Below are 26,996 nucleotides of genomic sequence, written 5' to 3'. Positions count from 1 at the left end.
CTACCGCCATGCCAACCGGCGTGCCCGCATTCGCACAACAGGATGTCGTGAACGTGCAATACCGCGACCGAGATCGGCGCTGGGATCGGCGGGGAGACCGACGTGATCGCGGGCGTTACGAGCGCCGGGGCAACTATCACTACTACAACGGTCATCGCGGCTATCGCGAGGCTCGTCGTGGCTATCGCCAGCACAATGGCTACTGGTTCCCGCCGGCAGCCTTCATCGCTGGAGCGATCATCGGTGGCGCAATCGCCAATCAGCCGCCAACTCAGTACCGTCCGCGCGGCGGCGGCAATGCGCATATCGAGTGGTGCTACAACCGTTATCGGTCATACGATGCGCGCAGCAACACCTATCAGCCCTACAATGGCCCGCGTCGCCAGTGCAACTCGCCCTACGGCTGATCATAAGTTCGTAAAGCGTATGCGTTGCGTAAAAGAGGCCCGCCACTGGCGGGCCTCATGCTGTCGGCAGAGCCCGGCTGCCGCGCGACGCTATTCCTGGAAATCCGGCAGGCTCTTGAATGCGGATTTGAGCGCGTTCGACCAGCCGTCCGAAATCGTCTTGTAATACTGGTCGTCGACGCCGATGCGCTTTCTGTAGCCGACGCGATAGGTGTCGCGCTGGTAATAGAGCAGGTCGAGCGGAAGCCCGACGGACAGGTTCGATTTCACGGTCGAATCGAACGACACCATCAGCAGCTTCACGGTCTCGGCGAATGTCATGGTCCGCTCATAGGCCCGCACGATGATCGGCTTGCCGTATTTCGTCTCGCCGATCTGGAAGAACGGCGTGTCTTCGCACGTCTCGATGAAGTTGCCTTCCGGATAGATCAGAAACAGGCGCGGCTCGGTTCCCTTGATCTGGCCGCCGAGAATGAAGGACGCGCCGAAGGCATCCGCGCTCTGCCCGACAGGGGCGGAATTGGTGATGACTTCCTTGACGATTTCCCCGACGAGACGGGCCGTCTGGTACATCGACGGCGTCTGCATGATAGACGGCGCGCGGTCCGACGGTGCCTTGGAACGCTCGTCGAGCAGGCTCACCACGGCTTGCGTGGTTGCCAGATTGCCGGCAGCCAACATTACCAGCGCGCGCTCGCCGGGCTCCTCCCAGACATGCATCTTGCGGAACGTCGAAATGCTGTCGATGCCCGCATTGGTGCGGGTGTCGGACATGAAGACGAGGCCGCCATCGATCTTGAGGCCAACGCAGTAGGTCATGAATCAGGTGCCCGGTTTGGCAGAACGCGCGATTACTGCTCGACTGTTATGAGAACATCAAGCTGTTCCTGCGCCTGACCGGTGCGTATTCCCGAAACCGGCATGGCATCGCGGTAATCGCGGCCGGTCGCGACCCTCACATAGCGCGAATCGGGTGAAATGCCGTTCGAGACGTCGAACGCCACCCAGCCGAGCCCCGTCACGAAGGCTTCGGCCCACGCATGGCTCGCGACCTGCTCCGTCGTCTCGTCCAGCAGGAGGTAGCCGCTGACATAGCGCGCGGGGAAACCGAGCTTGCGCGCGGCCGCGAGGAAGATGTGCGTGTGATCCTGGCATACGCCCTCCCCCCGGGCGACGGCGTCTTCCGCGACCGTCGTCGCGTCGGTCGCGCCCACGCGGTAGACGACGCGTTCGCCGATCCCTCGCGAGAGAGCGTGCAGCCTTTCGACGTCGCCCTTCGCGGTCGCACGTTGGGCGATCTCCGCGATGAGTGGTCCCGGCGTGGTCAGGGGTGTATCCTGCTTGAACAGCCAGAGCGGTGCGAAGCCGGAATGTGGTCCGGTAATACCCGCGGTATCGCGGACGTCGACCTCGCCGCTCGCGACGATCTCCATGAAATTTGATCCCGTGGACAGGCTCAGGAGCCGCGTGTCATTTCCGAAATGGTCGACGAAGCGCACTTCCTCCTTCGCCCCATCGACCGCCAGCGTCCACGCGGCGACGGTCTGCGTGGCGCAGTTCTGCGGCGACAGGCGTACGCGCTGGAGCGCATAGGAAACCGGTCCGTCGTAGGTGTATCGGGTGCGGTGGGAAATCCTGAGCTTCATGGCGACCTCAGAAGAAGCTGTAGTCGCGGGCGACTTCATCGCCCAGCTTGTTGTTGCGATTGATGAAGTCGCTCAGGAATTCGTGCAGCCCGCCGTCGAAAATCGACTGAACGGAGCCGGGTCGCAGCTTCGCCATGATCGAGTCCAGCGTCTCATGGCACATGTGGCGCCTGCCGTAATCCTCCTCGAGGAAGGTCAGGCTTTCGGCGATCATGCGATAGCAGAACGCGAGCGAGCGCGGCATGCGGCGATTGAGGATCAGGAAGTCGGCGATGTTGGTCGGCTTGTAGTCGGCTTCGTACACCCAGCGATACGAGCGATGCGCCGACACCGAGCGCAGGATCGATTCCCACTGGTAATTGTCGAGCGACGACCCGACCCACGAGATCGACGGCAGCAGCACATAATACTTCACGTCGAGAATGCGCGCGGTGTTGTCGGCCCGCTCCACATAGATGCCGAGCTGGGCGAAATCGAAGATTTCGTTGCGCAGCATCGTGCCATGGAACGCGCCACGGATCAGCGCGGTCTCGCGCTTGATGGCGTCGAGTATCTTGGGCAGTTCGCGCTGGTCGATCGGTGAATCGAGCATGCGCTTCAACGCCATCCAGGCCTCGTTCACGCTCTCCCATGTCTCGCGCGTCAGGGCCGTGCGGACCATGCGCGCGTTCATGCGCGCGGTCTCCATCGACGATATCACGCTCGAATGATTGCTGACGTCGCGCAGTAGGAAATCCGCCACCGTGTCTGCGGAATAAACGTCGTGTCGCGCAGCAAAGGCGTTTTCGGCGCCTGCGCTGACGACCACGGACGACCACTCGTCGGTCGGATTCTCGGTGCGCGTCAGCGCCAGCCGCAGCCCGGCATCCACGATGCGCGCCATGTTTTCGGCGCGCTCGATATAGCGAAACATCCAGTAGAGACCGTTGGCCGTGCGCCCCAGCAGCATCTCAGCGCCTCGCCGTATCAATCATCGAGCACCCACGTATCCTTCGTTCCGCCGCCCTGCGACGAGTTGACGACCAGCGAGCCTTCCTTCAGCGCGACACGCGTCAGCCCACCGGGAACGATGCGGATGCGGTCGGAGACGAGCACGAACGGACGCAGGTCGACATGGCGTGGCGCGAGCCCCTTTTCCGTCAGGATCGGGCATGTCGAGAGCGCGAGCGTCGGCTGCGCGATGTAGTTCGACGGCCGGCTTGCAAGCTTCAGCGCGAACGCCTCGCGCTCCTTCTTGCTGGCGGCGGGACCGACGAGCATGCCATAGCCGCCCGACCCGTGCACTTCCTTGACGACGAGCTCGTGCAGATGCTCGAGAACATATTTCAGGCTGTCGGGTTCCGAGCAGCGCCATGTCGGGATGTTGCCGAGGATCGCCTTGCGGCCGGTGTAGAACTCGATGATCTCGGGCATGTAGGAATAGATCGCCTTGTCGTCGGCGATGCCTGTTCCGGGCGCGTTGGCGATGGTGATGTTGCCGGCGCGGTAGACATCCATGATTCCCGGCACGCCCAAGGCGGAATCCGGGTGGAAGGTCAGCGGATCGAGGTAGCCGTCGTCGACGCGGCGGTAGAGCACGTCGATCTGCTTGTAGCCTTCGGTGGTGCGCATCGCGACGTGGCCGTCCACCACGCGCAGATCCTGCCCTTCGACCAGTTCCACGCCCATCTGGTCGGCCAGGAACGCATGCTCGAAATAGGCCGAGTTGTAGCTGCCGGGCGTGAGGACCGCGATCGTGGGCGCAGCCGTCCGGTGCGGGCTGACCGCCGAAAGCGACTGGCGCAGGAGCTGGGGGTAGTTTTCGACCGGCCGTACACGCACCGTCTGGAACAGCTCCGGGAAGAGCTGCATCATCGTTTCGCGGTTTTCCAGCATGTAGGAGACGCCCGAAGGCGTGCGGGCATTGTCCTCCAGCACGAAGAAATCATTCTCGGCGGTGCGGACGATATCCACCCCGATGATGTGCGTGTAGACGCCCGCCGGGGGCCGGACGCCGATCATCTCGGGCAGAAACGCCTCGTTCGACGCGATCAGCTCGCGCGGGATGCGCCCTGCCCGCAGGATTTCCTGGCGGTGGTAGATGTCGTCGAGGAACGCGTTGAGCGCCTGAACGCGCTGCTCTATGCCCTGGGTCAGCCTGCGCCATTCCGACCCCGAGATGATGCGCGGAACGATATCGAACGGGATCAGGCGCTCTGCCGCCTCCTGCTCGCCATAGACGGCGAAGGTGATGCCGGTCCGCCTGAAGACGCGCTCGGCATCTTCCATCTTCTCCGTCAGCCGCGCGGGGTCCTGCGACTGAAACCAGCTATCATACCCAAGATATGGATCCCGCAGCCCGCTGGACGTCGGGCGCATTTCGTCAAATGCAGCCACTCGGCAACTCCCTTTGGGGACATAACAATGACCGCCCAGAATAAAATCAAGCAAAATCCGACATATAGACTTGGTCGCATGACAGATTGCGCCGACTGCACACGTATTGGGCAACCTGCTCATTCAACCTGTATCTTTGTCGGGCAAGGTCAACCCACGACAGGAAATCAAATGGCTTTGAAACCCGATTGCGGCTGCTTGCGTATGCTACCGTGAGGGGATAGCCGCCGCGCTTACCCCACGCTCCAGGGAGCCCGCACCATGACGACGCTTCGCATTGCAGCCATGTCCGCCCTGGCCATCATCATGAGCGTCGGAGCGGCGCTGGCCGGCGAAGCGGAAATCCGCGCCGCGCAGACGACGATCGACCGGCAACTCCGCGCATTTCTCGCCGACGACGGGGCGGCCGCCTACAGCCATGCGGCCCCGAACATCAAGCGCATGTTTCCGACGCAGGAGGCGTTCATGGGGATGGTGCGCAAGGCCTACCCGATGGTCAACCGGCCGACGAACTACGCCTTTGGAAAGTCCAAGGAAACGGGCACGACGATCACCCAGCAGGTTCTGATCCTCGGCCCGGACGGCAATGACTATGAGGCGGTCTATACGCTGGAACTGCAGGAGGACGGCGTCTTCCGGATCACCGGCGTGAGCCTGCGAGCCGCCACGTCGCTCAGCACCTGAGCACCGGAAGCGCAGAAAACCGCGTCGGATGACCGGGAGTGTAGAATTTGCAAACGGGTCTCTTGGCTCCACCATATGAAACGCTGGATGATCGCCACCGTGCCGTCGGCAACGACGGTGCCGGGCATGGGGGCCAATCCGTATCAGCGTGGCGGGATGTCGCCCGCTGCCCACGCGGCACTGATCTCCGCCGCGCGCTGTGCAAAGACGCCGCCTTCGATCGCGGCGCGGATATCGGCCATCAGGCTCTGGTAGTATGCGAGGTTGTTCCAGGTCAGAAGCATGCCGCCCAGCGCCTCGCCGGATTTCACCAGGTGGTGCAGATAGGCGCGGCTGTAGTCGCGCGCGGCCGGGCAATCGCTGTCCTCGTCGAGCGGCCGGTTGTCCTCCGCATGGCGGGCATTCTTGAGATTGACCTTGCCGCGCCGTGTATAGGCGAGACCATGCCGCCCCGCCCGCGTCGGCATCACGCAGTCGAACATGTCGATGCCGCGGGCGACCGACTTCAATATATCGTCCGGCGTGCCGACGCCCATCAGATAGCGCGGCTTGTCGTGCGGCAGAACGGGACAGGTCACGTCCAGCATGTCGAGCATTACGGCCTGCGGCTCGCCGACCGCCAGTCCGCCGACCGCGTAGCCCTTGAGATCGAGCCCCTTCAGCGCCGACGCGGAGCGTTCCCGAAGGGCGGCGATGTCGCCGCCCTGCACGATGCCGAACATCGCCTTGCCCGCTTGCGTGCCGAACGCCGTCTTGCAGCGATCGGCCCAGCGCAGCGACAGTTCCATCGCGCGCTCGATCTCCTGAGGCGTCGCCGGCAGCGCCACGCATTCGTCGAGCTGCATCTGGATATCCGAATCGAGCAGGCCCTGAATCTCGATCGAGCGTTCCGGCGTCATGACGTGCGGCGTGCCGTCGATATGCGACCGGAACGTGACGCCGCTCTCGTCGAGCTTGCGCAGTTGCGACAGCGACATGACCTGGAAGCCGCCGGAATCGGTCAGGATCGGATGAGGCCAGCGGGCGAACTCATGCAGTCCCCCAAGCCGGGCGACCCGCTCCGCGCCGGGGCGCAGCATCAGGTGATAGGTGTTGCCGAGAATGATGTCGGCGCCGAGGTCGCGGACCTGGTCCATGTACATCGCCTTCACGGTGCCCCCCGTACCGACCGGCATGAAGGCAGGCGTGCGCACCGTCCCACGTGGCATGGTGATCTCGCCCCGGCGGGCCTGGCCGTCCGTCGCGAGCACGGTGAAGGAAAAATCGTCGGTCACTGGTCGGTCCTGAAGAGAAGGCTGCCGTCGCCATAGGAATAGAAGCGGTAGCCTGAGTCGATCGCATGGGCGTAGGCTTCGCGCATCGTATCGAGCCCGCTGAACGCCGAAACGAGCATGAAGAGCGTCGAGCGCGGCAGGTGGAAATTGGTGAGGAGCATGTCGGCCGTGCGGAAGCGGTAGCCGGGCGTGATGAAGATGTCCGTCGCGCCGGACCATTCGGCAAGTGTGCCGTCCTCGGCTGCGGCACTCTCCAAAAGTCTGAGCGACGTCGTTCCGACCGAGATGATGCGGCCGCCACGCGCCCGAACCGCGTTGAGCGCGTCGGCCGTTTCCCGCGACACGTGCCCGATCTCGGCATGCATCTTGTGGTCCGCCGTATCGTCGGCCTTGACCGGCAAGAACGTGCCGGCTCCCACGTGCAGCGTCACGAAGTGGCGCTCGATGCCCTTGGCGTCCAGCGCATCGAAAAGCGTGTCCGTGAAATGAAGGCCGGCCGTCGGAGCCGCGACAGCCCCCTCCTCCTTCGCATAGATGGTCTGGTAGTCGGCGCGGTCGCGTTCGTCCTCCGCGCGCTTGCCCGCGATGTAAGGCGGCAGCGGGATATGGCCGACCGTGCGCAGCGCCTCGTCCAGATAGGGACCGGACACGTCGAAGGCCAGCGTGACTTCGCCGGCGTCGCCCTTTTCGGTCACGGTCGCGTCGAGCGTGCCGATCAGGCAGGCGCCGCCCTCATGGCCGAATGCGATGCGGTCGCCGACGGTCAGGCGTTTGGCAGGCCGCACGAACGCCTTCCAGACATCGGGTGCGGTGCGCATGTGCAGCGTGGCGTCGATCTGCGCCGTCGCGCCATCGGCGCGAACCCGCCGGCCGGACAATTGCGCGGGGATGACGCGCGTGTCGTTGAAGACGAGCGCGTCGCCCTCGCGCAGATAGTTCGGCAGGTCGCGCACGATGCGATCGGCAAGGTCGCTACCTGGCCGAACGACGAGCAGGCGTGCGCTGTCGCGCGGATCGGCTGGTCTCAGCGCGATCCGCTCGTCAGGCAGGTCGAAATCGAAGAGCTCGACGCGCACGGCGTGTTCCCGTCCCGTCGCGCTGCCGATCAGATGTCGGCAGCAACTCGCATGGTGACGATCGAGTCGGGATCGCGAACAGGCTCGCCCTTCTTGATCTGGTCGATGACGTCCATGCCATCGATGACCTGACCCCACACCGAATACTGGCGGTTCAGCCAGGGCGCATCGTCGAAGCAGATGAAGAACTGCGAGTTGGCGGAATTCGGGTTCTGCGAGCGCGCCATCGAGCACGTTCCGCGCACGTGGCTGACATTCGAGAACTCGGCCTTGAGGTCAGGCTTGTCGGAGCCGCCCATGCCGGTGCCGGTCGGATCGCCGGTCTGCGCCATGAAGCCGTCGATCACGCGATGGAAGACAATGCCGTCATAGAAATTCGCGCGCGCAAGTTCCTTGACGCGGGCGACATGGTTGGGCGCGAGATCGGGCAGAAGCTCGATCACGACCTTGCCTTTGGTGGTTTCCATGACGATCGCGTTTTCGGGATCCTTGATATCGGCCATGTGGCGTCCTTCCTGATGTGTGTTTTGTTTTACTGATCGTCTGCGGCGATGCGAACCGAGATCATGCGATCCGGGTCGGTCACCATGCCGTTCTGGGCCTGGTTGCCCCGCTTGATCGCATCGACGAGTTCCATGCCGCTCTCGACCGCGCCGACCACGGTGTAGCTTCCGTTGAGCGACGCGGCGGGAGCGAACATGATGAAGAACTGCGAATTCGCCGAGTTCGGATCCTGCGCACGCGCCATGCCGAGTGTTCCGCGGACGAACTGTTCGTCGGAGAATTCAGCGTCGATGTTCCCCAGCGAGGATCCGCCGGTGCCCGCCATCTGGCTGTTGTAGCCATTTTCCATGTCGCCATACTGGACGTCGCCGGTCTGGGCCATGAAGCCGTCGATCACGCGATGAAACGCGACATTGTCGTACTCGCCGGCGCGGACCAGCGCCTTGATCTGCTCGACATGCTTCGGAGCGAGGTCGGGACGCAGTCCGACGACGACCTCACCACCCTTCAGCTCGATGATCATGGTGTTTTCCGGCTCTGCGGCAAACGCTGCCGAGCCGGCCAGAATGCCTGCCGCGACGATCAACGAAGAGGCGAACCTCAGCATCTTCATGTGGAAACTCCCGAGTCTCAAGATTTGAACTTCGCTTCCAGTGCGGTCGCAACGACGGCCGGAACGAACGGGCGGATGTTGCCGCCCATGGCGGCTATCTGGCGTACAAGTGTGGCGGTAATCGTGCGCACGGAGGGGCTTGCCGGCAGGAAAATCGTCTGCAGGTCCGGCGCCATCGTCTCGTTCATGCCGGCCATCTGCATCTCGTAGTCCAGATCGGTGCCGTCGCGAAGGCCACGGATCAGGATCGACGCACCCTGCTTGCGCGCCGCCTCGACCAGCAGGCCCTCGAACGAGACGATGTGAAGCTTGGCCGCGTCCTCCCCGAGTTCCTCCGCCGCCCAGCGTTCGATCAGGTCCACACGTTCCGCGAATGAGAAGAGCGGCTGCTTGGACGCCTGCACGCCGATGCCGACGAAGATCTCGTCGGCGATCGTGAGCGCGCCTTTCAGCACGTCGAGATGACCATTGGTGAGCGGGTCGAACGACCCCGCATAGAATGCAATGCGCTTTGTCATGGCAGGGCTTCTAGCGGGCTGCGCGCGCCTTGGCAATTCGCCGCTGGAGCATCCGGCCGAAAAGTGGAATCCGGTTTTCGGGCTGTTCCGATGCTCGAACAAAGAGACAGATCGCCCCTTGCGCGTCCGTCAGGATGCACGGCGATCCGGCGTCAAAGGGATCGGAAACATGAACTCTGGATGAACGGTCGGATCAGCGCGGGTTCAAGCGTCCTTGGGCACAAGAGCGTGAACGATGAAACAAAACGACACGTCGCCCGTTTATGGATCAAGGAGACACGACCATGATGATACTCATGCTTGCCGCTTCAATGACCCTCGCAATGCTCATCGCGACGGCTTTCGCGCTTCACAGCGAAGCACAGAACGTCCGGTTGGAAGCTCAGCGCACCACGGTTCGTCGTCACCGCCTCTAAGAGACGGTGACGTCCTTGCGATCGCTCACTCGCCTTCGGCGGGTGGCGTCTGTTCCACCGGAAGCTCAGCCCCGCTCTCCAGTTCCGCAGCGTCGTCCTGCGGCTCCGGCTCAGTGATCCGCTCGACGGACACGACCTTTTCACCACTTGCCGTGTTGAAGATCGTGACACCCTTGGTGGCGCGGCTTGCGATACGGATGCCCGTCACGGGCACCCGAATGACCTGGCCACGGTCGGATACGAGCATGATCTGGTTGGTCGGCTCGACCGGGAAGCCGGCGATCAGCCTGCCGATTTCGCCCGTCTTCGACACGTCGGTGGCACGAATGCCCTTGCCGCCGCGCCCGATCACCCTGAAATCATACGAAGATGAGCGCTTGCCGTAGCCTTGCTCGGTTACCGTCAGCACGAATTCCTCATGCTGCTTCAGGAACTCGTACCGGTCGTCGGAGAGGTCCGTCACTTCCGCGACCTCTTCATTCGTCAGCACGACGTCTTCCTCACCCTCGGCTCCCTCGAGCGACACGGCACGACGCTCGGCCACCGCGCGCCGGAGATAGGCCGCGCGTTCCGACGCATCGGCATCCACATGTTCGAGGATCGCCATCGAGATGGCCCGTTCGCTGGCGCCGAGCATGATGCCGCGCACGCCTTGCGAATCGCGCCCCTTGAAGACGCGCACATCGGTCACCGAGAAGCGGATGCACTGGCCCGAATCGGCGATCAGGAGAACGTCGTCGTTCTCCGTGCACGTTTCGACAGCCAGGATGGCGTCGCCCGGCTCGTCGAACTTCATCGCGATCTTGCCGTTGCGGTTCACCTGAACGAAATCGCTGAGCTTGTTGCGCCGAACGGTGCCGCGCGTCGTCGAGAACATGACGTCGAGCTCGCCCCAGCTTTCCTCGTCCTCGGGCAGCGGCAGGATCGCCGTGATGCGATCGCCCTCCTCCAGCTTGAGGATGTTGCGCAGGAACTTGCCGCGCGATGTCGGCGTGCCGATCGGCAACCGCCAGACCTTTTCCTTGAAGACGATGCCGCGCGACGAGAAGAACAGGATCGGCGTGTGGGTGTTGGCGACGAACAGCCGCGTCACCACGTCGTCGTTCTTGGTCGACATGCCAGAGCGGCCTTTGCCGCCGCGTGCCTGCGCGCGATAGATCGAGAGCGGCACGCGCTTGATGTAGCCTTCATGCGTGACCGTGACCACCATATCCTCGCGCTGGATAAGGTCCTCGTCGTCCATGTCGCCGCCGCCGTCGCTCAATTCCGTGCGGCGTGGCGTACCGAACTCGTCGCGCACCGCGATCAGCTCGTCCTTGACGATCTGCTGGATGCGCATGCGCGACGACAGGATTTCGAGATAGTCCGAGATTTCGGTGCCGATCGTGTTGAGTTCGTCGGCGATTTCATCGCGGCCAAGCGCCGTCAGGCGCTGCAGGCGCAGTTCGAGAATGGCGCGGGCCTGCTCCTCGGAGAGGTTGTACGTCTTGTCTTCATTGATGCGATGGCGCGGATCGTCGATCAGCAGGATCAGCGATTCGACGTCCGCTGCCGGCCACCGGCGCTCCATCAACTGCTCGCGCGCCGTCTGCGGATCGGGCGCCTGGCGGATCAGGCGGATCACTTCGTCGATGTTCGCGACCGCGATCGCCAGGCCGACGAGCACATGGGCACGCTCGCGCGCCTTCTTGAGCAGGTACTTCGTGCGGCGGCTGATGACATCCTCGCGGAACGCCACGAACGCGCGAAGCATGTCGAGCAGGTTCATCAGCTCCGGCTTGCCGCCGTTGAGCGCCACCATGTTGGCGCCGAACGAGGTTTGCAGGGGCGTGAATCGGTAGAGCTGGTTCAGGACGACTTCCGCATTGGCATCGCGCTTGAGCTCGATGACCACGCGGTAGCCCTGGCGGTCGCTTTCGTCGCGAATGTCGGAAATGCCCTCGATGCGCTTGTCGCGCACCAGTTCCGCCATCTTCTCGATCATCGTGGCCTTGTTCACCTGATAGGGAACTTCGGTGACGATGATGGCTTCGCGCTCGTTGCGGATTTCCTCGAAATGCACCTTGCCGCGCATCATGATCGAGCCGCGGCCGGTCTGGTAGGCGTTGTAGATGCCCAGACGGCCGAGCACGATACCGCCGGTCGGGAAGTCCGGTCCGGGGATGATCTCCATCAGTTCCGGCAATTCGATTGCCGGGTTGTCGATCATGGCGACACAGCCATTCACGACTTCCGAGAGATTGTGCGGCGGAATGTTGGTCGCCATGCCGACGGCGATGCCGCCGGAGCCGTTGACGAGCAAATTCGGGAAGCGGGCCGGCAGAACCTTCGGTTCGCTGCCCGATGAATCGTAGGTCTCCTGGAAATCGACGGTCTCCTTGTCGATGTCTTCCAGAAGTTCGTGCGCGACCTTTGTCAGGCGCGATTCCGTGTAACGCATCGCCGCCGGCGGATCGCCGTCGATCGAGCCGAAATTGCCCTGTCCATCGATCAGCGGAACGCGCATCGACCACGGCTGCGCCATGCGCACCAGCGCGTCGTAGATCGAGGCGTCGCCATGGGGATGGTATTTACCCATCACGTCGGCGACGGGACGCGCCGACTTCACGTATTTGCGGTTCCAGTGATAGCCGCTCTCGTGCGAGGCATAGAGAATGCGGCGGTGCACCGGCTTCAGGCCGTCACGGACATCCGGCAGCGCCCGGCTCACGATCACGCTCATCGCGTAATCGAGATAGGAACGCTGCATCTCCTCGATGATCGAAACGGGTTCGATGCCCTCGGGCAGATCCTGCGGGCCGCGCGGCGTGGTCTGGTCAGTCAATTCGGATCACGATCGTTCTTGGGAATCACTTGCCCCTTATATAGGAACTGCCTCGGCGACTCCAACCTCCAGGACTGTTTTCCAAAGCCAATTTTATCAACGATATCAATCGGATATGAGGGCGATCGAAATGTCGCAACCCGGCCTCGCCGAATGCATGCCGAAGATGGCGATTTGCGCGCAACTATCCAGCGACAATCACTCTGCGATTCGCTCCCCTATGCTTTGGCGCTCTGCTTTGGTCCGGTGCGTTGGCCCGTGCGTTGGATTGCAATCGCTGGAATTGGCGCGTCGCAGACACGCTGCAGTTGTCGTGCGCGCAGAACGGCCCTATCCATTTCACGTTCGGATCGTGGGGGATGCCAATGGCGGGACTGCGCACAGATGAATTCGATGCCTATGTCGCGCTGGCGTCGGAGGGCAAAAACAGCGTCGCGCGGATCATCGTCGGCATTCTCGTCATCGCCGCGGTGACCGTCGGCATCGGCTTCCTGATCGTTGTCAACAGCATGTTCGTCGAACGCCTCGGCGTCTTGCCGGACGCTTTGCACGCCTTCATCTTTTCGAACGGCGGGGGCGCGTCGAGCCCTGTTGCCGTGTTTCTGCTCCTCGTTTCAGTGGGGCTTTTGTGGTTCGGAATGTATGTCGCCATACGCCTGGTGCATCGGCGGGCCTTTTCGACGCTCCTCGGGCGGCAGCGCCGCATCGCCATGGGCGACCTGTGGCGCGGACTGGCCGCGGGCATCATCGTCGCGTGTCTGCTCGTTGCGGTGGGTTTTTTGGTCGATCCCCAGTTCGAACGATCCGACATTCCGCTGCAAACCTGGCTCGTCATGGCGGCGCCTCTCGCGCTGCTCATCCTGATCCAGGCGTCAGCCGAGGAACTGGTGTTTCGCGGTTACCTTCACCAGACGCTGGCCGCGCGCTTCGCCTCACCGATCGTCTGGGCAGGCCTGCCCACCATCGCCTTCACCCTGATGCATTGGTATTCGGGCGCCCTGCCCTGGATGAACGCCGCGATGCTCGTCAGCATCGGCAGCATCGCGGTCGCGATGACCGTCCTGCTGGTGAGGACCGGCAATCTGGGGGCCGCCGCCGGCGCCCACACCGGCAACAATTTGATCGCGCTCCTCGTCTTCGCGGTCGATGACGAGTTAGGCGGCGCATCGCTGTTCCACATGCGCGGTCTCGACGATCCCTACTGGACGATCGGGCAGGCGGTCGGCCTTACGCTGATCTCGATGGCGGGAGCGCTGGTGCTTGTCGTCCTCCTGTTGCATCCGCGCTCACCGCTACGGGTGCGGAGCACGACGGCGTAAACCCGTTGGACGGTTCCGGTTCCTGCATTACGCTTGCGCGCGACGCGCGACACAATGAGGGTCAGATCGAATGCCGAGCTTCGATACGCTGTTCAACGCCTTCGTCACGCTTCTGGTGACCATAGACCCGCCGGGGCTTGCGCCGCTGTTTCTGGCGCTTACACGCGGAATGAACCGGGCAGAGCGCAAGCAGGTCGGCCTGCGGGCATCGGTCATCGGATTTGGGCTGCTGGCGCTGTTCGCCGTTGCCGGCGCGGCGATCCTCAGCATATTCGGCATCACCCTCCCCGCCTTCCGCGTGGCGGGCGGGCTGCTGCTTTTCTACATCGCCTTCGAGATGATCTTCGAGCGACGTCAGGAGCGGAAGGAAAAGAGCGCCGATATCGCGATCACCAGGGATCACATTCACAACATCGCCGCGTTCCCGCTCGCTATCCCGCTGATTGCCGGACCGGGCGCGATCTCGGCGACCGTGCTCCTGTCGGGTACGTTTTCGACTGCGGGCGAGCGCGGCCTGCTCGTGCTCATCATCGCCGCCTGCATCGCGCTGACCTATCTGGTCTTCCTGCTGGCGGAGCGTGTCGACGGCTTTCTCGGCGAGACGGGCCGCTCCATCCTGACGCGCCTGCTCGGCGTGATCCTGGCAGCACTCGCGGTTCAGTTCGTCGCCGACGGCATCAAGGCGCTGATGGCCGCCTGAAACATGTCTCCCAAAAGTGGGAACCGGTTTTGGGACAAAGACATGCGTGAAACAAAGACTTGAAGCGCGGGAAGCGAACCCGAAGGGATCGCGAGGCGCTTTAAGCGGCTGCGGCCGGCACCAGAGGCGCCGGCCGCAACGGAAAATCGACTACTGCGCCGGAGCGGGTGCCGGCTCGGTCGGCGCCTCAGGCTGAGCCGGTGCGGCAGCGGGAGCCTCCGGCTGGGCCGGTGCCCCGCCGGCGCCGCCGGCGGCTTCCGTGATGTGACCATTGATGCGCTGGGCAAGTTCAGGATCCGTCTGCGCGGCCTGAATGATCATGTTGTACTCGTCGACGCTGATGTCGGATTTCTCACTGACGGCCTCGACCATCTTTTCGCCGGCCTCCTGCTGGAGCCGCTGCTGGTCTTCGGTGTTACCCGCCGCCTCGATCTGGGGCTGATAGGCCTGCGTCACCTTCGTCACTTCGAGAAAGGCGACGGCGAAGGACTTCAGCTTGGTATCGTCCATTTCGGGCGCCTGCGCGGTCGGCGCTTCCATCTGGGGTGCGGGTGCGGGCTCCTGCGCCTGTGCGACGCCGAAAGAAGCGCCGGCCCCGATCGCCAGTGCCGAAAGGCCGGAAAGCAGTTTGGTCCTGAATGTCATAGTCCTCGTCCTCTTCATGATCCGAAACCGGATGAAAAAGGCCGTTCATGCACGAGTTTGGTCCGCGCCGGTTCACAAACGACCGGGGCGGACCGAAACGCGGCAAGCTGCCGACAATGTGTCATTGCGGCCAAAAACTGCCCGAATGACGGTCACTTTATCGGTCCGGGCGAGACATTTCTTGACTCGGGGCGTCCAGCGTCAAGCCCGGTTCAAGCGTCCCGAGGCTCGAGCGTGCGGGTCACCGGAAGCATGAGACGCAGGGCCGGCGGCGCATCGAGGTCCACGTCCGGCGCATACTCCTCCCGCTGCTGGCAATGCGTCCCGTCCCACGCCAATCCCTGAAGGCGCAGCCATTCGAGGATCCGCCCGAGATGGGAGACGACGTCGCCATCGTCCGGCCCATGCCACGATCCGGCGAATTCCATCGATGGCAGGTCGACGATCGAGAAAACGTCCGGAACGGCCTCCTCCGCCTCGATCGCGATGCCGCAGAAGTAGCGCAAACCGTCTGCGCCCTGCGACCACGACAGCCCGACGATCGGGCTTTTCCAGAGCGCGTCCCGGCTGTCGGAGACGTCCTTCACGGCAGCCAGTGCCGCGCGTGTCGCGCCGCCTGCGGCCTGGGCATGCGTCCCTTCCCACCACAGGCCCGCCAGCCGATGCGCGGGGCGCTCCGTCATCGCTATCGCGTGCCAGCCGAACGACGCGTCACCGCACAGCAGGCACATCGTCACACACCGTCAGAACGGGATTTCGTCGTCCAGGTCGCGCGAATATCCGCCGCCGCCCGAACCGCCCCGTCCACCGCGATCGTCGCGCGAGCGGTCGTCGCCGGGACCGGACTGGCCGAAATCGGAACCACGGCCACCACCGCCGCCGCGGTCATAGCCGACCTGACCGCCCTCGCCGCCCTGTCCGCGCGAATCCAGCATCTGGAGCTCGCCACGGAACTTTTGCAGCACAATCTCGGTCGAGTAGCGCTCGATGCCGTCCTTTTCCCATTTGCGGGTCTGCAGCGCGCCCTCGAGATAGACCTTCATCCCCTTCTTCAGATACTGCTCGGCCACCTTGGCGAGATTGTCGTTGAAGATGACGACCTGATGCCACTCGGTCTTTTCCTTGCGCTCGCCCGAATTCTTGTCGCGCCAGGTTTCCGAGGTCGCAATGCGCAGGTTGACGACCGGATCGCCGGAATTGAGCCGGCGGGTCTCGGGGTCCGCGCCCAGATTCCCAACCAGAATGACCTTGTTTACGCTACCCGCCATGACACTGCTCCGCGCTCGTCCTAAACCATAGTGAAAGTGCCGCGCACCCTATCCGAATGCGCACGTCTCTGCTGCTGTTGACGCTGTGCGACGACAACTCGTCCACAATTTTCCTTGTTCCCTTTTTGTTCTTAGTGCAGGTCGCGATCACTTGCAACACCCGTCGCGTTCAGCACAGCCCATATGAAAAAGGTCTCGCCGCCCTCGGAGGGGCGTGCGAGACCTTCAGGAGCTGCTTGGCTCATTCACCGGCTCTTGCGCCGGTAGATTTTCGGATGCCTCTTGGAAACTCCAATGATCCGACTGCATGTCAGCGATGTGGGTGATCGGCGATCATGTCGACGCGCAAAAGCGCTGTCGGTGTTTTCGCCGTGGCTCCACTCAGCGGTGAAGCCTCGCGATACTGTCAGGTGGCGTCATGCCTCACTCCCTATTCGGTTTCGAGGTGCAGGTGCGCTCCAGCCTTTCACCGTTTCGGCGCGCATTCCGCGCGGAATGCGGAGGCGAGCTTCACCTGACTGATGAAGTGTGGTCCCATGATCCCGGCTCGTCAACGCGCAAGGCCGATATGTCACAAAACGTGATGCGATCGCGCCGGCGCGGCACTCACTCCTGCCACCGGCCTGTCAGGAGACGTTCGCTCTCTGTTCTTTTTGCTTGCCGTCCGGCTCAAAACGCGTGAAAAGCCAATCTTTCTCTGCGTGAGCATCCGCGTCTCGACGGATGGCGAAAACAACCTACATGTGCGGCTTGGCCGGTGCACGCGTTGCCGGCCCTCTTTCATGATGCAAGGCGGCGATCCGGTTATGGTGGACCACAAATACATTTCCATTCGCGGGGCGCGCGAGCACAACCTCAAGAATGTCGATATCGACCTGCCGCGCGACAGCCTGATCGTGATGACCGGCGTGTCGGGCTCGGGCAAGTCGTCGCTCGCCTTCGACACGATCTATGCCGAGGGCCAACGCCGCTACGTCGAAAGCCTGTCGGCCTATGCCCGGCAGTTCCTGGAGATGATGCAGAAGCCCGACGTCGACCAGATCGACGGCCTCTCGCCCGCCATCTCCATCGAGCAGAAGACGACGTCGCGCAACCCGCGCTCGACGGTCGGCACCGTCACCGAGATCTACGACTACATGCGCCTCCTGTTCGCGCGCGTCGGCGTTCCCTATTCGCCCGCCACCGGCCTGCCGATCGAGAGCCAGACCGTCAGCCAGATGGTCGACCGCGTTCTCGCTATCGACGAGGGCACACGCCTCTACATCACCGCGCCGATCGTTCGCGGCCGCAAGGGCGAGTACCGCAAGGAACTGGCCGAGCTTCAGAAGAAGGGTTTTCAGCGCGTCAAGGTGGATGGCCAATTCTACGAGATCGCCGACGTCCCGGTGCTCGACAAGAAATACAAGCACGACATCGACGTCGTGGTGGACCGCGTCGTCGTGCGTGGCGACATCGCCGCGCGCCTGGCGGATTCGCTGGAGACCGCGCTGAAGCTGGCCGAAGGCATCGCGGTCGCGGAACTCGCCGACAAGCCGCTCGATGCCAGCCAGACCGGTGCGGACGCGGTCAACAAATCTGCGAACGAAACCCACGAACGCATTCTTTTCTCGGAGAAATTCGCCTGCCCGGTGTCGGGCTTCACGATCCCCGAGATCGAGCCGCGTCTGTTCTCGTTCAACAACCCGTTCGGCGCGTGTCCGACATGCGACGGCCTCGGCACGCAGCGCGCGATCGATCCGTCTCTGGTGGTGCCGGAGGAGCATGTGTCGCTGCGCGAGGGCGCGGTCGCGCCGTGGGCCAAGTCCAGTTCACCCTATTACACCCAGACGCTCGAAGCCCTCGGCAATGCCTATGGCTTCAAGATCGGCGACCGCTGGCGCGACCTGCCCGCGGAGGGCCAGAACGCCATCCTGCACGGCACCGGCACGCGCAAGATCGAGTTCAGCTATGATGACGGCCTGCGCGCCTACAAGACGTCGAAGACCTTCGAGGGCGTCATCCCGAATCTCCAGCGGCGCTGGAAGGAAACGGAATCGGCCTGGATGCGCGAGGAGATCGAGCGCTTCATGTCTGCCACCCCCTGCCCGGCCTGCAACGGCTACCGGCTGAAGCCCGAGGCGCTCGCGGTCAAGATCGGCGGCAAGCATATCGGCGAAGTCACGCAGATGTCGATCCGCAACGCCAATGGCTGGTTCGTGGATTTGCCGGCGCTGATGAACGACAAGCAGAACGAGATCGCCGTCCGTATCCTCAAGGAAATCCGCGAGCGGCTGCGGTTCCTGAACGATGTCGGCCTCGACTACCTCACCTTGTCGCGCAATTCCGGCACGCTGTCCGGCGGCGAGAGCCAGCGCATCCGGCTTGCTTCGCAGATCGGCTCCGGCCTGACCGGCGTGCTCTACGTTCTCGACGAACCGTCGATCGGCCTGCACCAGCGCGACAATGCGCGGCTTCTCGATACGCTCAAGCACCTGCGCGATCTCGGCAACACCGTCATCGTCGTCGAGCATGACGAGGACGCCGTGCTGACGGCCGACTATGTCGTCGATATCGGCCCCGCCGCAGGCATCCATGGCGGCACGATCATCGCACAGGGCACGCCCGCCGAGGTGATGGCGAATTCCAATTCGTTGACCGGCCAGTATCTGTCCGGCGTTCGCGGCATCGAGGTGCCGGCCGAGCGGCGCCAGGGCAAGAAAGGCAAGCGCATCAAGGTGTCCGGTGCGCGCGGCAACAATCTCAAGAACGTCACGGCTGAAATCCCGCTCGGCACGTTCACCGCGGTGACGGGCGTTTCGGGCGGCGGCAAGTCGACCTTCCTGATCGAGACGCTGTTCAAGGCCGCGTCGCGTCGCATCATGGGCAGCCGAGAGCATCCCGCCGACCACGACCGCATCGAAGGCCTCGAATTTTTGGACAAGGTCATCGACATCGACCAGTCGCCGATCGGGCGCACGCCGCGTTCCAACCCGGCAACCTATACCGGCGCCTTCACACCGATCCGCGACTGGTTTGCCGGCCTGCCGGAATCAAAGGCGCGCGGCTATCAGCCGGGTCGCTTCTCGTTCAACGTCAAGGGCGGCCGCTGCGAAGCCTGTCAGGGCGACGGCGTCATCAAGATCGAGATGCACTTCCTGCCCGACGTTTACGTCACCTGCGACGTCTGCCACGGCCAGCGCTACAACCGCGAAACGCTCGAAGTGCACTTCAAGGGCAAGTCGATCGCCGACGTGCTGGACATGACCGTCGAGGAAGGCGTCGAGTTCTTCGCCGCCGTCCCCGGCGTGCGCGACAAGCTGGTGACGCTCAACAAGGTCGGCCTCGGCTACATCCACATCGGCCAGCAGGCCAACACGCTGTCGGGCGGCGAGGCGCAGCGCATCAAGCTGGCCAAGGAACTGTCGCGCAAGGCGACCGGCAAGACGCTCTACATTCTCGACGAGCCGACGACCGGACTGCACTTCCACGACGTCGCCAAGCTGCTCGAAGTGCTGCACGAACTGGTCGAGCAGGGAAACACGGTGGTGGTGATCGAGCACAATCTCGAAGTCATCAAGACCGCCGACTGGGTTCTCGATCTCGGTCCCGAGGGCGGCGACGGCGGCGGCGAACTGGTCGCGGTCGGCACCCCGGAGGACATCGTCACGGAGAAGCGCAGCTACACCGGACAGTTCCTCAAGGATCTGCTGGAGCGCCGGCCGGGACGCAGGCAGGTGGCGGCCGAATAGCGGCTGGCGCCTTTTTGAGCGTGGGATAGCCAATGATTCTGATCGGACAATACGATTCGTCCTTCGTGCGCCGCGTCGGCATCGCGTTGCGGCTCTGCGACCTGCCCTTCGAGCATCGGCCCTGGTCGGTCTTCGGCGACGCGGACAAGATCGCGGCCTACAATCCGCTGACGCGCGTGCCGACGCTGGTGCTCGATGACGGTGAGGTGCTCGTGGACAGCGTCACCATCCTGGATCACCTCGACAGCCTGATCCCCGCGGATCGTGCGCTGCATCCACGCTCGGGAACTGAGCGCAGACAGTCACTTAAGATTTCGGCTCTGGCGAGCGGACTTGCCGACAAGACGGTGAGTCTGTTTTATGAGCGGCATTTGCACGAAACCGCCTCTCCGCAGTGGGAGACGCGATGTCTGCAGCAAATCCGGGGCACCCTGGCCGCGCTGGAAAGCGACCGTAGCGCACGCCCGGCTCCTTTCTGGTTCGGAGATCGCATCGGCCATGCCGACATCGCAGTTGCGGCTTCCGTCAGGCATATGCGCGAATCCCACCCCGATCTCGCCAACATCCAGGCATTTCCTTCCCTATCGAGCCATTGCGCCCGGCTGGAGGCGCTGCCGGTCTTTCAGGAAATCTCGCAGCCTTTCCTCGCGCCTGCCTGAGGCGTGACGCGGCAGTATGGCCGGGAGGTTTTCGGGTGCAGGTTCAGCCAGTTCCGTTTTTCGTGTACGAATAATGTTGCCGCCCAACGAATTAGCGTGTACGAATAATCCGTGAAGATCGTGTGGGACGAACAGAAGCGTCAGACCAACCTTGCCAAGCACGGCATGGACTTCGCTTCCCTCACCGTCGAGTTCTTCGAGACCGCACGTATCAAGGATACCAGAATCGGCCGCTACCTCGCTGTGGGTGAACTCGAAGGCGTTGCGATCATCGCTGTTGTGTTTCGCCCGCTTGGCTCGGAAGCACTTTCGGTGATCTCCATGCGCCGGGCGAGCAAGACTGAAAGGAACCGCTCATGACCCGCAAATGGCCTACCTTCGTGACCAAAGACCTCGGGGATACCGAGCAAGACGCTGCTGAGATGCAGCGGCGATGGGAGGTATACGACAGCGAGATGAAGGCGCTGATCAAGGCAGGCGGCGTCCATCAGGACGATGACGGCTGGTGGGTGGACAACGCCACCGGCGAACTGATCGGACCTGATCCTGAAATTGAACGCCCCCTTACGAAAGCGGACATGTCGAAGGCAAAGCCATTCAAGGACGCACTCCCCGATCTATACGAAAGCATCCAGCGATCTCGCGGTCGCCCGAAGAGCGATGATCCGAAACAGCCCGTGACCTTGCGCCTTCCTCAATCTGTCCTGGAGCGCTGGCAGCGCGATCCCGATTGGAGAGCAAACATGGTGAACGCGCTGGAAAAGCAAGCGCCCTGACTCAGCCCGGCGGACCGCTTGCCTTCCACTCCCTGCCTGTCGCCTGACGGGCTTGACCGCGTCCATCCGTCGAACGTCCTAAAAGATATCCACACCCCTTCAACCCGCGCGATAATCCCGCCGTGTTGAAGGAGGCGGTGATGGATTGGGACAAGGCAATCGAGCGAAATCGCGTGGCGCTGCATCGCATTCTTGCCATGCTCGTCGCCATGGTGAGGAGCGGTCCGCGCAGCGGGACGGAAAGCCAACGATTTGGCTTTCCGAGCGAACGAACGCCCGAAGCCATAGCCGAAGGCTGGGCTTGTTCAACCCTGCCGCGCCATCTTCACCGCGCCGTGCTGCGGCTGCTGCGTCCGGCCGAGTCCGCCACGCGGCGGCTGATTATCCTGGTCGCGCGTGGTTTGCTCTTGCCTCCGCCGCGCCCGCGCAGGCCGGAACCCATCGTCCTGGGCAAGACAGGGGCAAGCGCTGGGGGTAAACCCGCAGGTCCACGGTCCCTGACCCTGCCCCTCTTCGATCCGCTGCCACGGCAAACGCCCCGCCGGCCGACACCGAGCGCCGTGCCGCGCATCTGCGTGCCGGGCTTCACGGTCCCGTTTCCCGTAGCAGTGCGCCGTCCGCCCATGGCCGGCGACCCCATCGACACCGCGCGTCTCACCCTGCGCCTGTCCGCCCTCGCCTCGGCACTGGACGACCTGCCGGGCCATGCGCGGCGCTTCGCGCGCTGGACGGCTGCCCGCGACGCCGTAGGCGCGCAAAACAAGGGCCGCGACGCCGCAGCCGCTCAGCACCGGGAACAGCAGAGTCGCAGTGCAAATCCCCGCATCGTCGGCCGAATCTGGCCGCTGCGGCCCGGACAACCGCCCGGCCGGCACCGCGCCAAGGGTCGGCGGCAGGTCCATGAGGTCCACCATGTCCTGGGCGAGCTCCACGAACTCGCCCTCTGGGCGCTCGAGGGCCCCAACGTGCCCCCCGACACGTCCTGATGACAGGCGGATTTCCTGTCTTTCACACCAGCTTCTGTCAGCATGGTCCGGGCCGCGGGTGGACAAACCCCGGCACGCCGGCCAATGCTTTGCGGACACATCGGACGGCCGCACCGCTTGCGGGCAAATCGGAGAATGTATTCGAATGACCAGTTCCGGCAAAATCCGCGCAGGCATGGGCGGCTGGACCTTCGAGCCTTGGGAAGGCACGTTCTATCCCGACAAGCTTTCGAAGGCGAAGCAGCTTCAATATGCCAGCCGGCAGGTGAAGACGATCGAGGTCAACGGCACCTATTATTCGACCTTCAAGCCCGCCACCTTCGCCAAATGGGCGGGCGATACGCCCGACGATTTCGTCTTCGCGCTCAAGGCGATCCGCTTTTCCACCAATCGCCGCGTGCTGGCCGAGGCGGGCGAATCCGTTCAGCGTTTCCTCGACTCCGGCGTTTCGGAACTTGGCGACAAGCTCGGTCCGATCGTCTGGCAGTTCGCGCCGACCAAAAAATTCGTCGCGGACGATTTCGGCGCTTTCCTCGCTCTCCTGCCCGAAAAGCAGGATGGCGTTGCGCTGCGCCATGCGGTCGAGGTCCGCAACGACAGTTTTGTCGCGCCCGACTTCGTCGCGCTGGCACGCAAGCACAAGGTCGCCATCGTCTACGCCCATCACAACACCTATCCGGAGGTCGCCGACATCACGGGCGACTTCGTCTATGCGCGCCTCCAGCGCGGCAGCGACGACAACCCGGATTGCTACACGGACAAAGAACTCGACGGCTGGGCTGCGCGCACGAAACTGTGGGCGGAAGGCGGGCAGCCCGACGACCTGCCCTATGCCGGGGATACAAAACCGGCCGCGAAAAAGCCGCGCGACGTGTTCGTCTACTTCATCACGGAAGGAAAAGTCCGGGCGCCCTTCGGCGCCATCGCGCTTCAGAAACGCGTGGATTGATGAGCGTCCCGGATCAGGTCACGGAGAACATTCGGCACAAGAGACGGCAAATCCTCCGCGATCAGTCCCGGGCCGAATTGCGCTGCGGCCTCCGCGTGGATCCACACGGCGGCGCAGGCGGCCTCGAACGCCGGCATACGCTGGGCGGCCAGCCCCGCGATCAATCCTGCCAGCACGTCGCCCGAGCCCGCGGTCGCCAGCCACGGCACGCCGTTGACGTTGACGGCGGCACGGCCATCCGGTGCCGCTATGACCGTGTCTGGCCCCTTATAGACGACCACCGCTCCGGCCCGTGCAGCAGCACCGCGCGCGCGCTCCAGTTTCGACGCGACGGCATCGCTTCCGATATCGGGGAACAGCCTCCCGAACTCGCCTTCGTGCGGCGTCAGCACGAGATCGAGGCCGGAACGCCGCGCCGCCTCGAACAGGGCGTCCGGTTCGTCCCGGAACGCCGTGATGCCATCCGCGTCCAGCACGAGCGTTCCGCGCCCGGCATGGTCCAGCAGCGCCAGCGCCATCTGGCGCAGGCGCGCAAAATCGCCGAACGCCGGTCCCAGCACCCAGGCATCGGGCGGGCGCTTGGCAAGCATCTCGCGCAGATCGTCGGCGCTGCCCAGGCGCTTCAGCATGATCGACGTCAGGTGCGCCGCGTTGACGAGCAGAGCGTCGGGCGGCGACAGGACCGTGACGGCGCCTGCGCCTGCGCGCGCGGCGGCCAGTGCCGACAGGCGCGCCGCACCCGTCCCGGTCGGCCCGCCGGAAAACACCCCGACATGGCCGCGCGAATATTTGTGCTGCTCGCGGCTCGGGCGTGGAAATTTCGGCCGCCAGAGGTCCGGCCCGTTGGCGAAGGCGGCGGGGCGGATCGTGTCGAGCGTATCCTCGCCGATGCCGATATCCTTCACCAGCAGCTCACCGCAGGCGGTGCGGCCGGGCTCCAGCACATGCCCCGGCTTGCGCCGAAAGAAGGTGACGGTCATGGTGGCGCGAAATGCTGCTCCGGTGGCAATGCCACTTTCCCCCGCGATGCCGGACGGCAGGTCGATCGACAGAACCGTCGCGTCGGCGGCGTTGCAGGCTTCGGCCACGCTTGCGGCTTGACCGCCAAGCGCACGCGCCAGGCCGGCGCCGTAGAGAGCGTCGATGACGAGCGCGGTGGATACCGGGACGAAGTCCGCCAGCGGTCGCGCCGGCACGGTGCAGTCGGATGCGGCAATCGCCGCGTCGGTCCCGGCCTTCGGCGCGCCATCCGCCCAGACGCGGACCGCGCAGCCAGCCTCGTGGAGGAGCCGCGCCACGACATAGCCGTCGCCGCCATTGTTTCCCGGACCGCACAGGACGTCGAAAGACGGCGCTTGCGGATAGCGTCGCAGCACCGCGTCCATAACGGCGCGCCCGGCGCGCAGCATCAGCCCGTAGCCGTCGAGCAGGCCGCCCTCGACCGTCAGGCGATCGGCTTGCGCCATCTCCTGCGGCGTCAGCAATTCGAGGCCGTGTCGTCGTGCCCGTTCGCGCATCTGCCTATTCCTCGCGCAGGTTGCGCATATTTTCATCACTCTTCATTATGCGAACATTGGTCCGTGCCTGTATCGGACCATGCAAATCGTCTCGCCGCATCGCCGGATGACGCGTTGCGCAGCGTCACTCTTCGATTTCTGCAATTCGGAGAACATCGACGTCAATTGGCACGCGTCATGCATTCTTTTTGGCGAAGCGGGACCATTCCACTCGTCTTTACCCCACCGGAGGCCATCACCGCATGAAAAAGATCGAGGCTATCATAAAGCCTTTCAAGCTCGACGAGGTGAAGGAAGCCCTTCAGGAAGTCGGGCTCCAGGGTATCACAGTCACCGAAGCCAAGGGTTTCGGGCGCCAGAAGGGGCATACCGAACTCTATCGCGGTGCCGAGTATGTCGTCGATTTTCTTCCCAAGGTGAAAATCGAGGTCGTGCTGGGCGATGAAGGCGTCGAAGCGGCGATCGAGGCGATCCGCAAGGCAGCCCAGACCGGGCGCATCGGCGACGGAAAGATATTCGTCTCGAACGTCGAGGAAGTCGTGCGCATCCGCACGGGCGAAACCGGCATAGACGCGATCTGACGGCCCGCCGGCCAACCACTCAATCTTGCAATGTCACTACAGGGAAACATGATATGACGACGGCAAAAGACATTCTGAAGCAGATCAAGGACAACGACGTAAAGTTCGTCGACCTGCGCTTCACCGACCCGAAGGGCAAGCTTCAGCACGTCACGATGGACATCGCGGAAGTCGATGAGGACATGTTCGCCGACGGCGTCATGTTCGACGGCTCCTCGATCGCCGGCTGGAAGGCGATCAACGAGTCCGACATGGTCCTGATGCCCGACACAGAGACGGTCCACATGGACCCGTTCTTCGCGCAGTCGACCATGGTCATCCTGTGCGACATTCTCGATCCGGTCTCGGGCGAGTCCTACAACCGCGATCCGCGCGGCACCGCCAAGAAGGCCGAGGCCTACATGAAGGCGGAAGGCATCGGCGACACGATCTTCGTCGGTCCGGAAGCCGAATTCTTCGTCTTCGACGACGTCAAGTACAAGGCCGACCCGTACAACACCGGCTTCAAGCTGGACTCGAGCGAGCTGCCGTCCAACGACGACACCGACTACGAGACCGGCAATCTGGGCCACCGTCCGCGCGTCAAGGGCGGCTACTTCCCGGTCCCGCCGATCGACTCGTGCCAGGACATGCGCTCCGAAATGCTGACGGTCCTGACCGAGATGGGCGTGCGCGTCGAGAAACACCACCACGAAGTGGCTGCCGCTCAGCACGAGCTCGGCGTCAAGTTCGATGCGCTGACCCGCAACGCCGACAAGATGCTGCTCTACAAGTACGTCGTGCACCAGGTCGCCAACGCCTATGGCAAGACGGCGACCTTCATGCCGAAGCCCGTCTTCGGCGACAACGGCTCGGGCATGCACGTCCACATGTCGATCTGGAAGGATGGCAAGCCGACCTTCGCCGGCAACGAATATGCCGGTCTTTCCGAGAACTGCCTGTTCTTCATCGGCGGCGTCATCAAGCACGCCAAGGCGGTGAATGCGTTCACCAACCCGCTCACCAACTCCTACAAGCGTCTGGTGCCGGGCTATGAAGCCCCCGTCCTGCTCGCCTACTCGGCCCGCAACCGCTCCGCCTCGTGCCGCATTCCGTTCGGCTCGAACCCGAAGGCAAAGCGCGTCGAGGTTCGTTTCCCCGATCCGGGCGCGAACCCCTACCTCGCTTTTGCGGCTCTCCTGATGGCAGGCCTCGACGGCATCAAGAACAAGATCCATCCCGGCCAGCCGATGGACAAGGATCTGTACGACCTGCCGCCGAAGGAGCTCAAGAAGATCCCGACCGTCTGCGGTAGCTTGCGCGAAGCGCTCCAGAGCCTCGACAAGGATCGCGGGTTCCTCAAGGCCGGCGGCGTGTTCGACGACGACCAGATCGATGCTTACATCGAGCTGAAGATGGCCGAGGTGATGCGCTTCGAAATGACGCCGCATCCGGTCGAGTTCGACATGTACTACTCGGTCTGATCGTTCAAGCGATCGCCTGAGACGACAAACCCGCCGGCGCGATCCGGCGGGTTTTTTCGTCGAACGG

26 protein-coding genes are annotated in these 26,996 nt (G+C 63.5%); 12 read left to right on the top strand and 14 right to left on the bottom strand.

Annotated features, from left to right (window positions below; genetic code table 11):
* Positions 1-8 precede the first annotated feature (8 nt).
* Positions 9-407, top strand: a complete 399-nt coding sequence (locus tag AAFN55_RS11520; protein ID WP_347800246.1) for a BA14K family protein — start codon at positions 9-11, stop codon at positions 405-407.
* 90 nt (positions 408-497) lie between these two features.
* Here AAFN55_RS11520 and AAFN55_RS11515 read toward each other — a convergent pair whose 3' ends face one another.
* Genes AAFN55_RS11515 through AAFN55_RS11500 form a run of 4 tightly spaced genes read right to left on the bottom strand, consistent with a single transcriptional unit; the run spans position 498 to position 4,429 of the window.
* Positions 498-1,226: a proteasome-type protease gene (locus AAFN55_RS11515; RefSeq protein WP_347798972.1), complete on the bottom strand. Its 729-nt coding sequence runs from the start codon at positions 1,224-1,226 to the stop codon at positions 498-500.
* Between the two features lie 32 nt (positions 1,227-1,258).
* Positions 1,259-2,053, bottom strand: coding sequence for a transglutaminase family protein (locus AAFN55_RS11510; protein WP_347798971.1), 795 nt, complete (start codon positions 2,051-2,053; stop codon positions 1,259-1,261).
* Positions 2,054-2,060: 7 nt separating this feature from the next.
* Complete coding sequence (locus AAFN55_RS11505) at positions 2,061-3,002, bottom strand: alpha-E domain-containing protein (RefSeq protein ID WP_347798970.1); 942 nt, start codon at positions 3,000-3,002, stop codon at positions 2,061-2,063.
* A 17-nt stretch (positions 3,003-3,019) separates the two neighbouring features.
* A complete protein-coding gene (locus tag AAFN55_RS11500) occupies positions 3,020-4,429 on the bottom strand; it encodes a circularly permuted type 2 ATP-grasp protein (protein WP_347798969.1) in 1,410 nt (469 codons plus the stop codon).
* A 261-nt stretch (positions 4,430-4,690) separates the two neighbouring features.
* Between AAFN55_RS11500 and AAFN55_RS11495 the strand changes: the two genes are divergently transcribed.
* Positions 4,691-5,113: a DUF4864 domain-containing protein gene (locus tag AAFN55_RS11495; RefSeq protein WP_347798968.1), complete on the top strand. Its 423-nt coding sequence runs from the start codon at positions 4,691-4,693 to the stop codon at positions 5,111-5,113.
* Positions 5,114-5,256: 143 nt separating this feature from the next.
* Here the strand turns inward: AAFN55_RS11495 and tgt are convergent, their stop codons facing one another.
* The 6 genes from tgt to gyrA all read right to left on the bottom strand — a co-directional run bounded on the left by tgt (position 5,257) and on the right by gyrA (position 12,338).
* The gene (gene tgt / locus AAFN55_RS11490) at positions 5,257-6,387 is read right to left on the bottom strand and encodes a tRNA guanosine(34) transglycosylase Tgt (protein WP_347798967.1); all 1,131 of its coding nucleotides are present in this window, start codon (positions 6,385-6,387) and stop codon (positions 5,257-5,259) included.
* Positions 6,384-7,463: a tRNA preQ1(34) S-adenosylmethionine ribosyltransferase-isomerase QueA gene (gene queA, locus AAFN55_RS11485; RefSeq protein WP_347798966.1), complete on the bottom strand. Its 1,080-nt coding sequence runs from the start codon at positions 7,461-7,463 to the stop codon at positions 6,384-6,386. The genes tgt and queA overlap by 4 nt, the downstream gene beginning before the upstream one ends.
* Before the next feature lie 29 nt (positions 7,464-7,492).
* Complete coding sequence (locus AAFN55_RS11480; RefSeq protein ID WP_347798965.1) at positions 7,493-7,966, bottom strand: peptidylprolyl isomerase; 474 nt, start codon at positions 7,964-7,966, stop codon at positions 7,493-7,495.
* Positions 7,967-7,995: 29 nt separating this feature from the next.
* Positions 7,996-8,580, bottom strand: coding sequence for a peptidylprolyl isomerase (locus tag AAFN55_RS11475; protein ID WP_347798964.1), 585 nt, complete (start codon positions 8,578-8,580; stop codon positions 7,996-7,998).
* 17 nt (positions 8,581-8,597) lie between these two features.
* Positions 8,598-9,098: a pantetheine-phosphate adenylyltransferase gene (coaD, locus tag AAFN55_RS11470; protein WP_347798963.1), complete on the bottom strand. Its 501-nt coding sequence runs from the start codon at positions 9,096-9,098 to the stop codon at positions 8,598-8,600.
* A gap of 441 nt (positions 9,099-9,539) precedes the next feature.
* Positions 9,540-12,338, bottom strand: a complete 2,799-nt coding sequence (gene gyrA / locus AAFN55_RS11465; protein ID WP_347798962.1) for a DNA gyrase subunit A — start codon at positions 12,336-12,338, stop codon at positions 9,540-9,542.
* A gap of 365 nt (positions 12,339-12,703) precedes the next feature.
* On the opposite strand from gyrA, the gene AAFN55_RS11460 reads away from it, so the two are divergent.
* The gene (locus AAFN55_RS11460; protein ID WP_347798961.1) at positions 12,704-13,657 is read left to right on the top strand and encodes a type II CAAX endopeptidase family protein; all 954 of its coding nucleotides are present in this window, start codon (positions 12,704-12,706) and stop codon (positions 13,655-13,657) included.
* A 70-nt stretch (positions 13,658-13,727) separates the two neighbouring features.
* Positions 13,728-14,357, top strand: coding sequence for a MarC family protein (locus AAFN55_RS11455; RefSeq protein ID WP_347798960.1), 630 nt, complete (start codon positions 13,728-13,730; stop codon positions 14,355-14,357).
* A 150-nt stretch (positions 14,358-14,507) separates the two neighbouring features.
* Here AAFN55_RS11455 and AAFN55_RS11450 read toward each other — a convergent pair whose 3' ends face one another.
* From AAFN55_RS11450 to ssb, 3 genes are all read right to left on the bottom strand, one after another.
* Positions 14,508-15,002: a DUF4168 domain-containing protein gene (locus AAFN55_RS11450; RefSeq protein ID WP_347798959.1), complete on the bottom strand. Its 495-nt coding sequence runs from the start codon at positions 15,000-15,002 to the stop codon at positions 14,508-14,510.
* A 212-nt stretch (positions 15,003-15,214) separates the two neighbouring features.
* On the bottom strand, positions 15,215-15,685 hold the full coding sequence (locus AAFN55_RS11445; protein ID WP_347798958.1) for a hypothetical protein: 471 nt from the start codon (positions 15,683-15,685) through the stop codon (positions 15,215-15,217).
* A 60-nt stretch (positions 15,686-15,745) separates the two neighbouring features.
* Positions 15,746-16,270, bottom strand: coding sequence for a single-stranded DNA-binding protein (gene ssb, locus AAFN55_RS11440; protein ID WP_347798957.1), 525 nt, complete (start codon positions 16,268-16,270; stop codon positions 15,746-15,748).
* Positions 16,271-17,076: 806 nt separating this feature from the next.
* On the opposite strand from ssb, the gene uvrA reads away from it, so the two are divergent.
* From uvrA to AAFN55_RS11410, 6 genes are all read left to right on the top strand, one after another.
* Positions 17,077-19,998 carry an excinuclease ABC subunit UvrA gene (gene uvrA, locus AAFN55_RS11435; protein ID WP_347798956.1) on the top strand — a complete coding sequence of 974 codons (2,922 nt, stop codon included), beginning with the start codon at positions 17,077-17,079 and terminating at the stop codon, positions 19,996-19,998.
* Positions 19,999-20,030: 32 nt separating this feature from the next.
* The gene (locus tag AAFN55_RS11430) at positions 20,031-20,657 is read left to right on the top strand and encodes a glutathione S-transferase family protein (RefSeq protein ID WP_347798955.1); all 627 of its coding nucleotides are present in this window, start codon (positions 20,031-20,033) and stop codon (positions 20,655-20,657) included.
* 111 nt (positions 20,658-20,768) lie between these two features.
* The gene (locus AAFN55_RS11425; protein WP_347798954.1) at positions 20,769-21,017 is read left to right on the top strand and encodes a BrnT family toxin; all 249 of its coding nucleotides are present in this window, start codon (positions 20,769-20,771) and stop codon (positions 21,015-21,017) included.
* Entirely contained in the window at positions 21,014-21,433 is a 420-nt protein-coding gene (locus tag AAFN55_RS11420; RefSeq protein ID WP_347798953.1) for a BrnA antitoxin family protein, read from the top strand. The genes AAFN55_RS11425 and AAFN55_RS11420 overlap by 4 nt, the downstream gene beginning before the upstream one ends.
* A 140-nt stretch (positions 21,434-21,573) precedes the next feature.
* Positions 21,574-22,419, top strand: coding sequence for a hypothetical protein (locus AAFN55_RS11415; protein ID WP_347798952.1), 846 nt, complete (start codon positions 21,574-21,576; stop codon positions 22,417-22,419).
* A 145-nt stretch (positions 22,420-22,564) separates the two neighbouring features.
* Positions 22,565-23,368 (top strand): DUF72 domain-containing protein, encoded by an 804-nt coding sequence (locus AAFN55_RS11410; RefSeq protein ID WP_347798951.1) that lies wholly within the window; start codon positions 22,565-22,567, stop codon positions 23,366-23,368.
* Here AAFN55_RS11410 and AAFN55_RS11405 read toward each other — a convergent pair.
* The gene (locus AAFN55_RS11405) at positions 23,350-24,885 is read right to left on the bottom strand and encodes an NAD(P)H-hydrate dehydratase (RefSeq protein ID WP_347798950.1); all 1,536 of its coding nucleotides are present in this window, start codon (positions 24,883-24,885) and stop codon (positions 23,350-23,352) included. The genes AAFN55_RS11410 and AAFN55_RS11405 overlap by 19 nt on opposite strands.
* Positions 24,886-25,127: 242 nt before the next feature.
* Between AAFN55_RS11405 and AAFN55_RS11400 the strand changes: the two genes are divergently transcribed.
* Positions 25,128-25,466, top strand: a complete 339-nt coding sequence (locus AAFN55_RS11400; RefSeq protein WP_347798949.1) for a P-II family nitrogen regulator — start codon at positions 25,128-25,130, stop codon at positions 25,464-25,466.
* Positions 25,467-25,519: 53 nt separating this feature from the next.
* Positions 25,520-26,929: a type I glutamate--ammonia ligase gene (glnA, locus tag AAFN55_RS11395; protein WP_347798948.1), complete on the top strand. Its 1,410-nt coding sequence runs from the start codon at positions 25,520-25,522 to the stop codon at positions 26,927-26,929.
* The last annotated feature ends 67 nt before the right edge of the window (positions 26,930-26,996 follow it).

It is taken from the genome of Mesorhizobium sp. CAU 1732, from assembly GCF_039888675.1.
Classification (GTDB): domain Bacteria; phylum Pseudomonadota; class Alphaproteobacteria; order Rhizobiales; family Rhizobiaceae; genus Aerobium.
This window is presented reverse-complemented; position numbering and strand designations above follow the sequence as displayed.

Bases quoted from the DNA above. Each gene is read 5' to 3' on its own strand.
- AAFN55_RS11520 (WP_347800246.1), top strand. From the start codon at position 9: ATGCCAACCGGCGTGCCCGCATTCGCACAACAGGATGTCGTGAACGTG.
- AAFN55_RS11515 (WP_347798972.1), bottom strand. From the start codon at position 1,226: ATGACCTACTGCGTTGGCCTCAAGATCGATGGCGGCCTCGTCTTCATG.
- AAFN55_RS11510 (WP_347798971.1), bottom strand. From the start codon at position 2,053: ATGAAGCTCAGGATTTCCCACCGCACCCGATACACCTACGACGGACCG.
- AAFN55_RS11505 (WP_347798970.1), bottom strand. From the start codon at position 3,002: ATGCTGCTGGGGCGCACGGCCAACGGTCTCTACTGGATGTTTCGCTAT.
- AAFN55_RS11495 (WP_347798968.1), top strand. From the start codon at position 4,691: ATGACGACGCTTCGCATTGCAGCCATGTCCGCCCTGGCCATCATCATG.
- AAFN55_RS11480 (WP_347798965.1), bottom strand. From the start codon at position 7,966: ATGGCCGATATCAAGGATCCCGAAAACGCGATCGTCATGGAAACCACC.
- AAFN55_RS11475 (WP_347798964.1), bottom strand. From the start codon at position 8,580: ATGAAGATGCTGAGGTTCGCCTCTTCGTTGATCGTCGCGGCAGGCATT.
- coaD (WP_347798963.1), bottom strand. From the start codon at position 9,098: ATGACAAAGCGCATTGCATTCTATGCGGGGTCGTTCGACCCGCTCACC.
- AAFN55_RS11460 (WP_347798961.1), top strand. From the start codon at position 12,704: ATGGCGGGACTGCGCACAGATGAATTCGATGCCTATGTCGCGCTGGCG.
- AAFN55_RS11455 (WP_347798960.1), top strand. From the start codon at position 13,728: ATGCCGAGCTTCGATACGCTGTTCAACGCCTTCGTCACGCTTCTGGTG.
- AAFN55_RS11450 (WP_347798959.1), bottom strand. From the start codon at position 15,002: ATGACATTCAGGACCAAACTGCTTTCCGGCCTTTCGGCACTGGCGATC.
- AAFN55_RS11445 (WP_347798958.1), bottom strand. From the start codon at position 15,685: ATGACGGAGCGCCCCGCGCATCGGCTGGCGGGCCTGTGGTGGGAAGGG.
- ssb (WP_347798957.1), bottom strand. From the start codon at position 16,270: ATGGCGGGTAGCGTAAACAAGGTCATTCTGGTTGGGAATCTGGGCGCG.
- uvrA (WP_347798956.1), top strand. From the start codon at position 17,077: ATGGTGGACCACAAATACATTTCCATTCGCGGGGCGCGCGAGCACAAC.
- AAFN55_RS11430 (WP_347798955.1), top strand. From the start codon at position 20,031: ATGATTCTGATCGGACAATACGATTCGTCCTTCGTGCGCCGCGTCGGC.
- AAFN55_RS11420 (WP_347798953.1), top strand. From the start codon at position 21,014: ATGACCCGCAAATGGCCTACCTTCGTGACCAAAGACCTCGGGGATACC.
- AAFN55_RS11415 (WP_347798952.1), top strand. From the start codon at position 21,574: ATGGATTGGGACAAGGCAATCGAGCGAAATCGCGTGGCGCTGCATCGC.
- AAFN55_RS11410 (WP_347798951.1), top strand. From the start codon at position 22,565: ATGACCAGTTCCGGCAAAATCCGCGCAGGCATGGGCGGCTGGACCTTC.
- AAFN55_RS11405 (WP_347798950.1), bottom strand. From the start codon at position 24,885: ATGCGCGAACGGGCACGACGACACGGCCTCGAATTGCTGACGCCGCAG.
- AAFN55_RS11400 (WP_347798949.1), top strand. From the start codon at position 25,128: ATGAAAAAGATCGAGGCTATCATAAAGCCTTTCAAGCTCGACGAGGTG.
- glnA (WP_347798948.1), top strand. From the start codon at position 25,520: ATGACGACGGCAAAAGACATTCTGAAGCAGATCAAGGACAACGACGTA.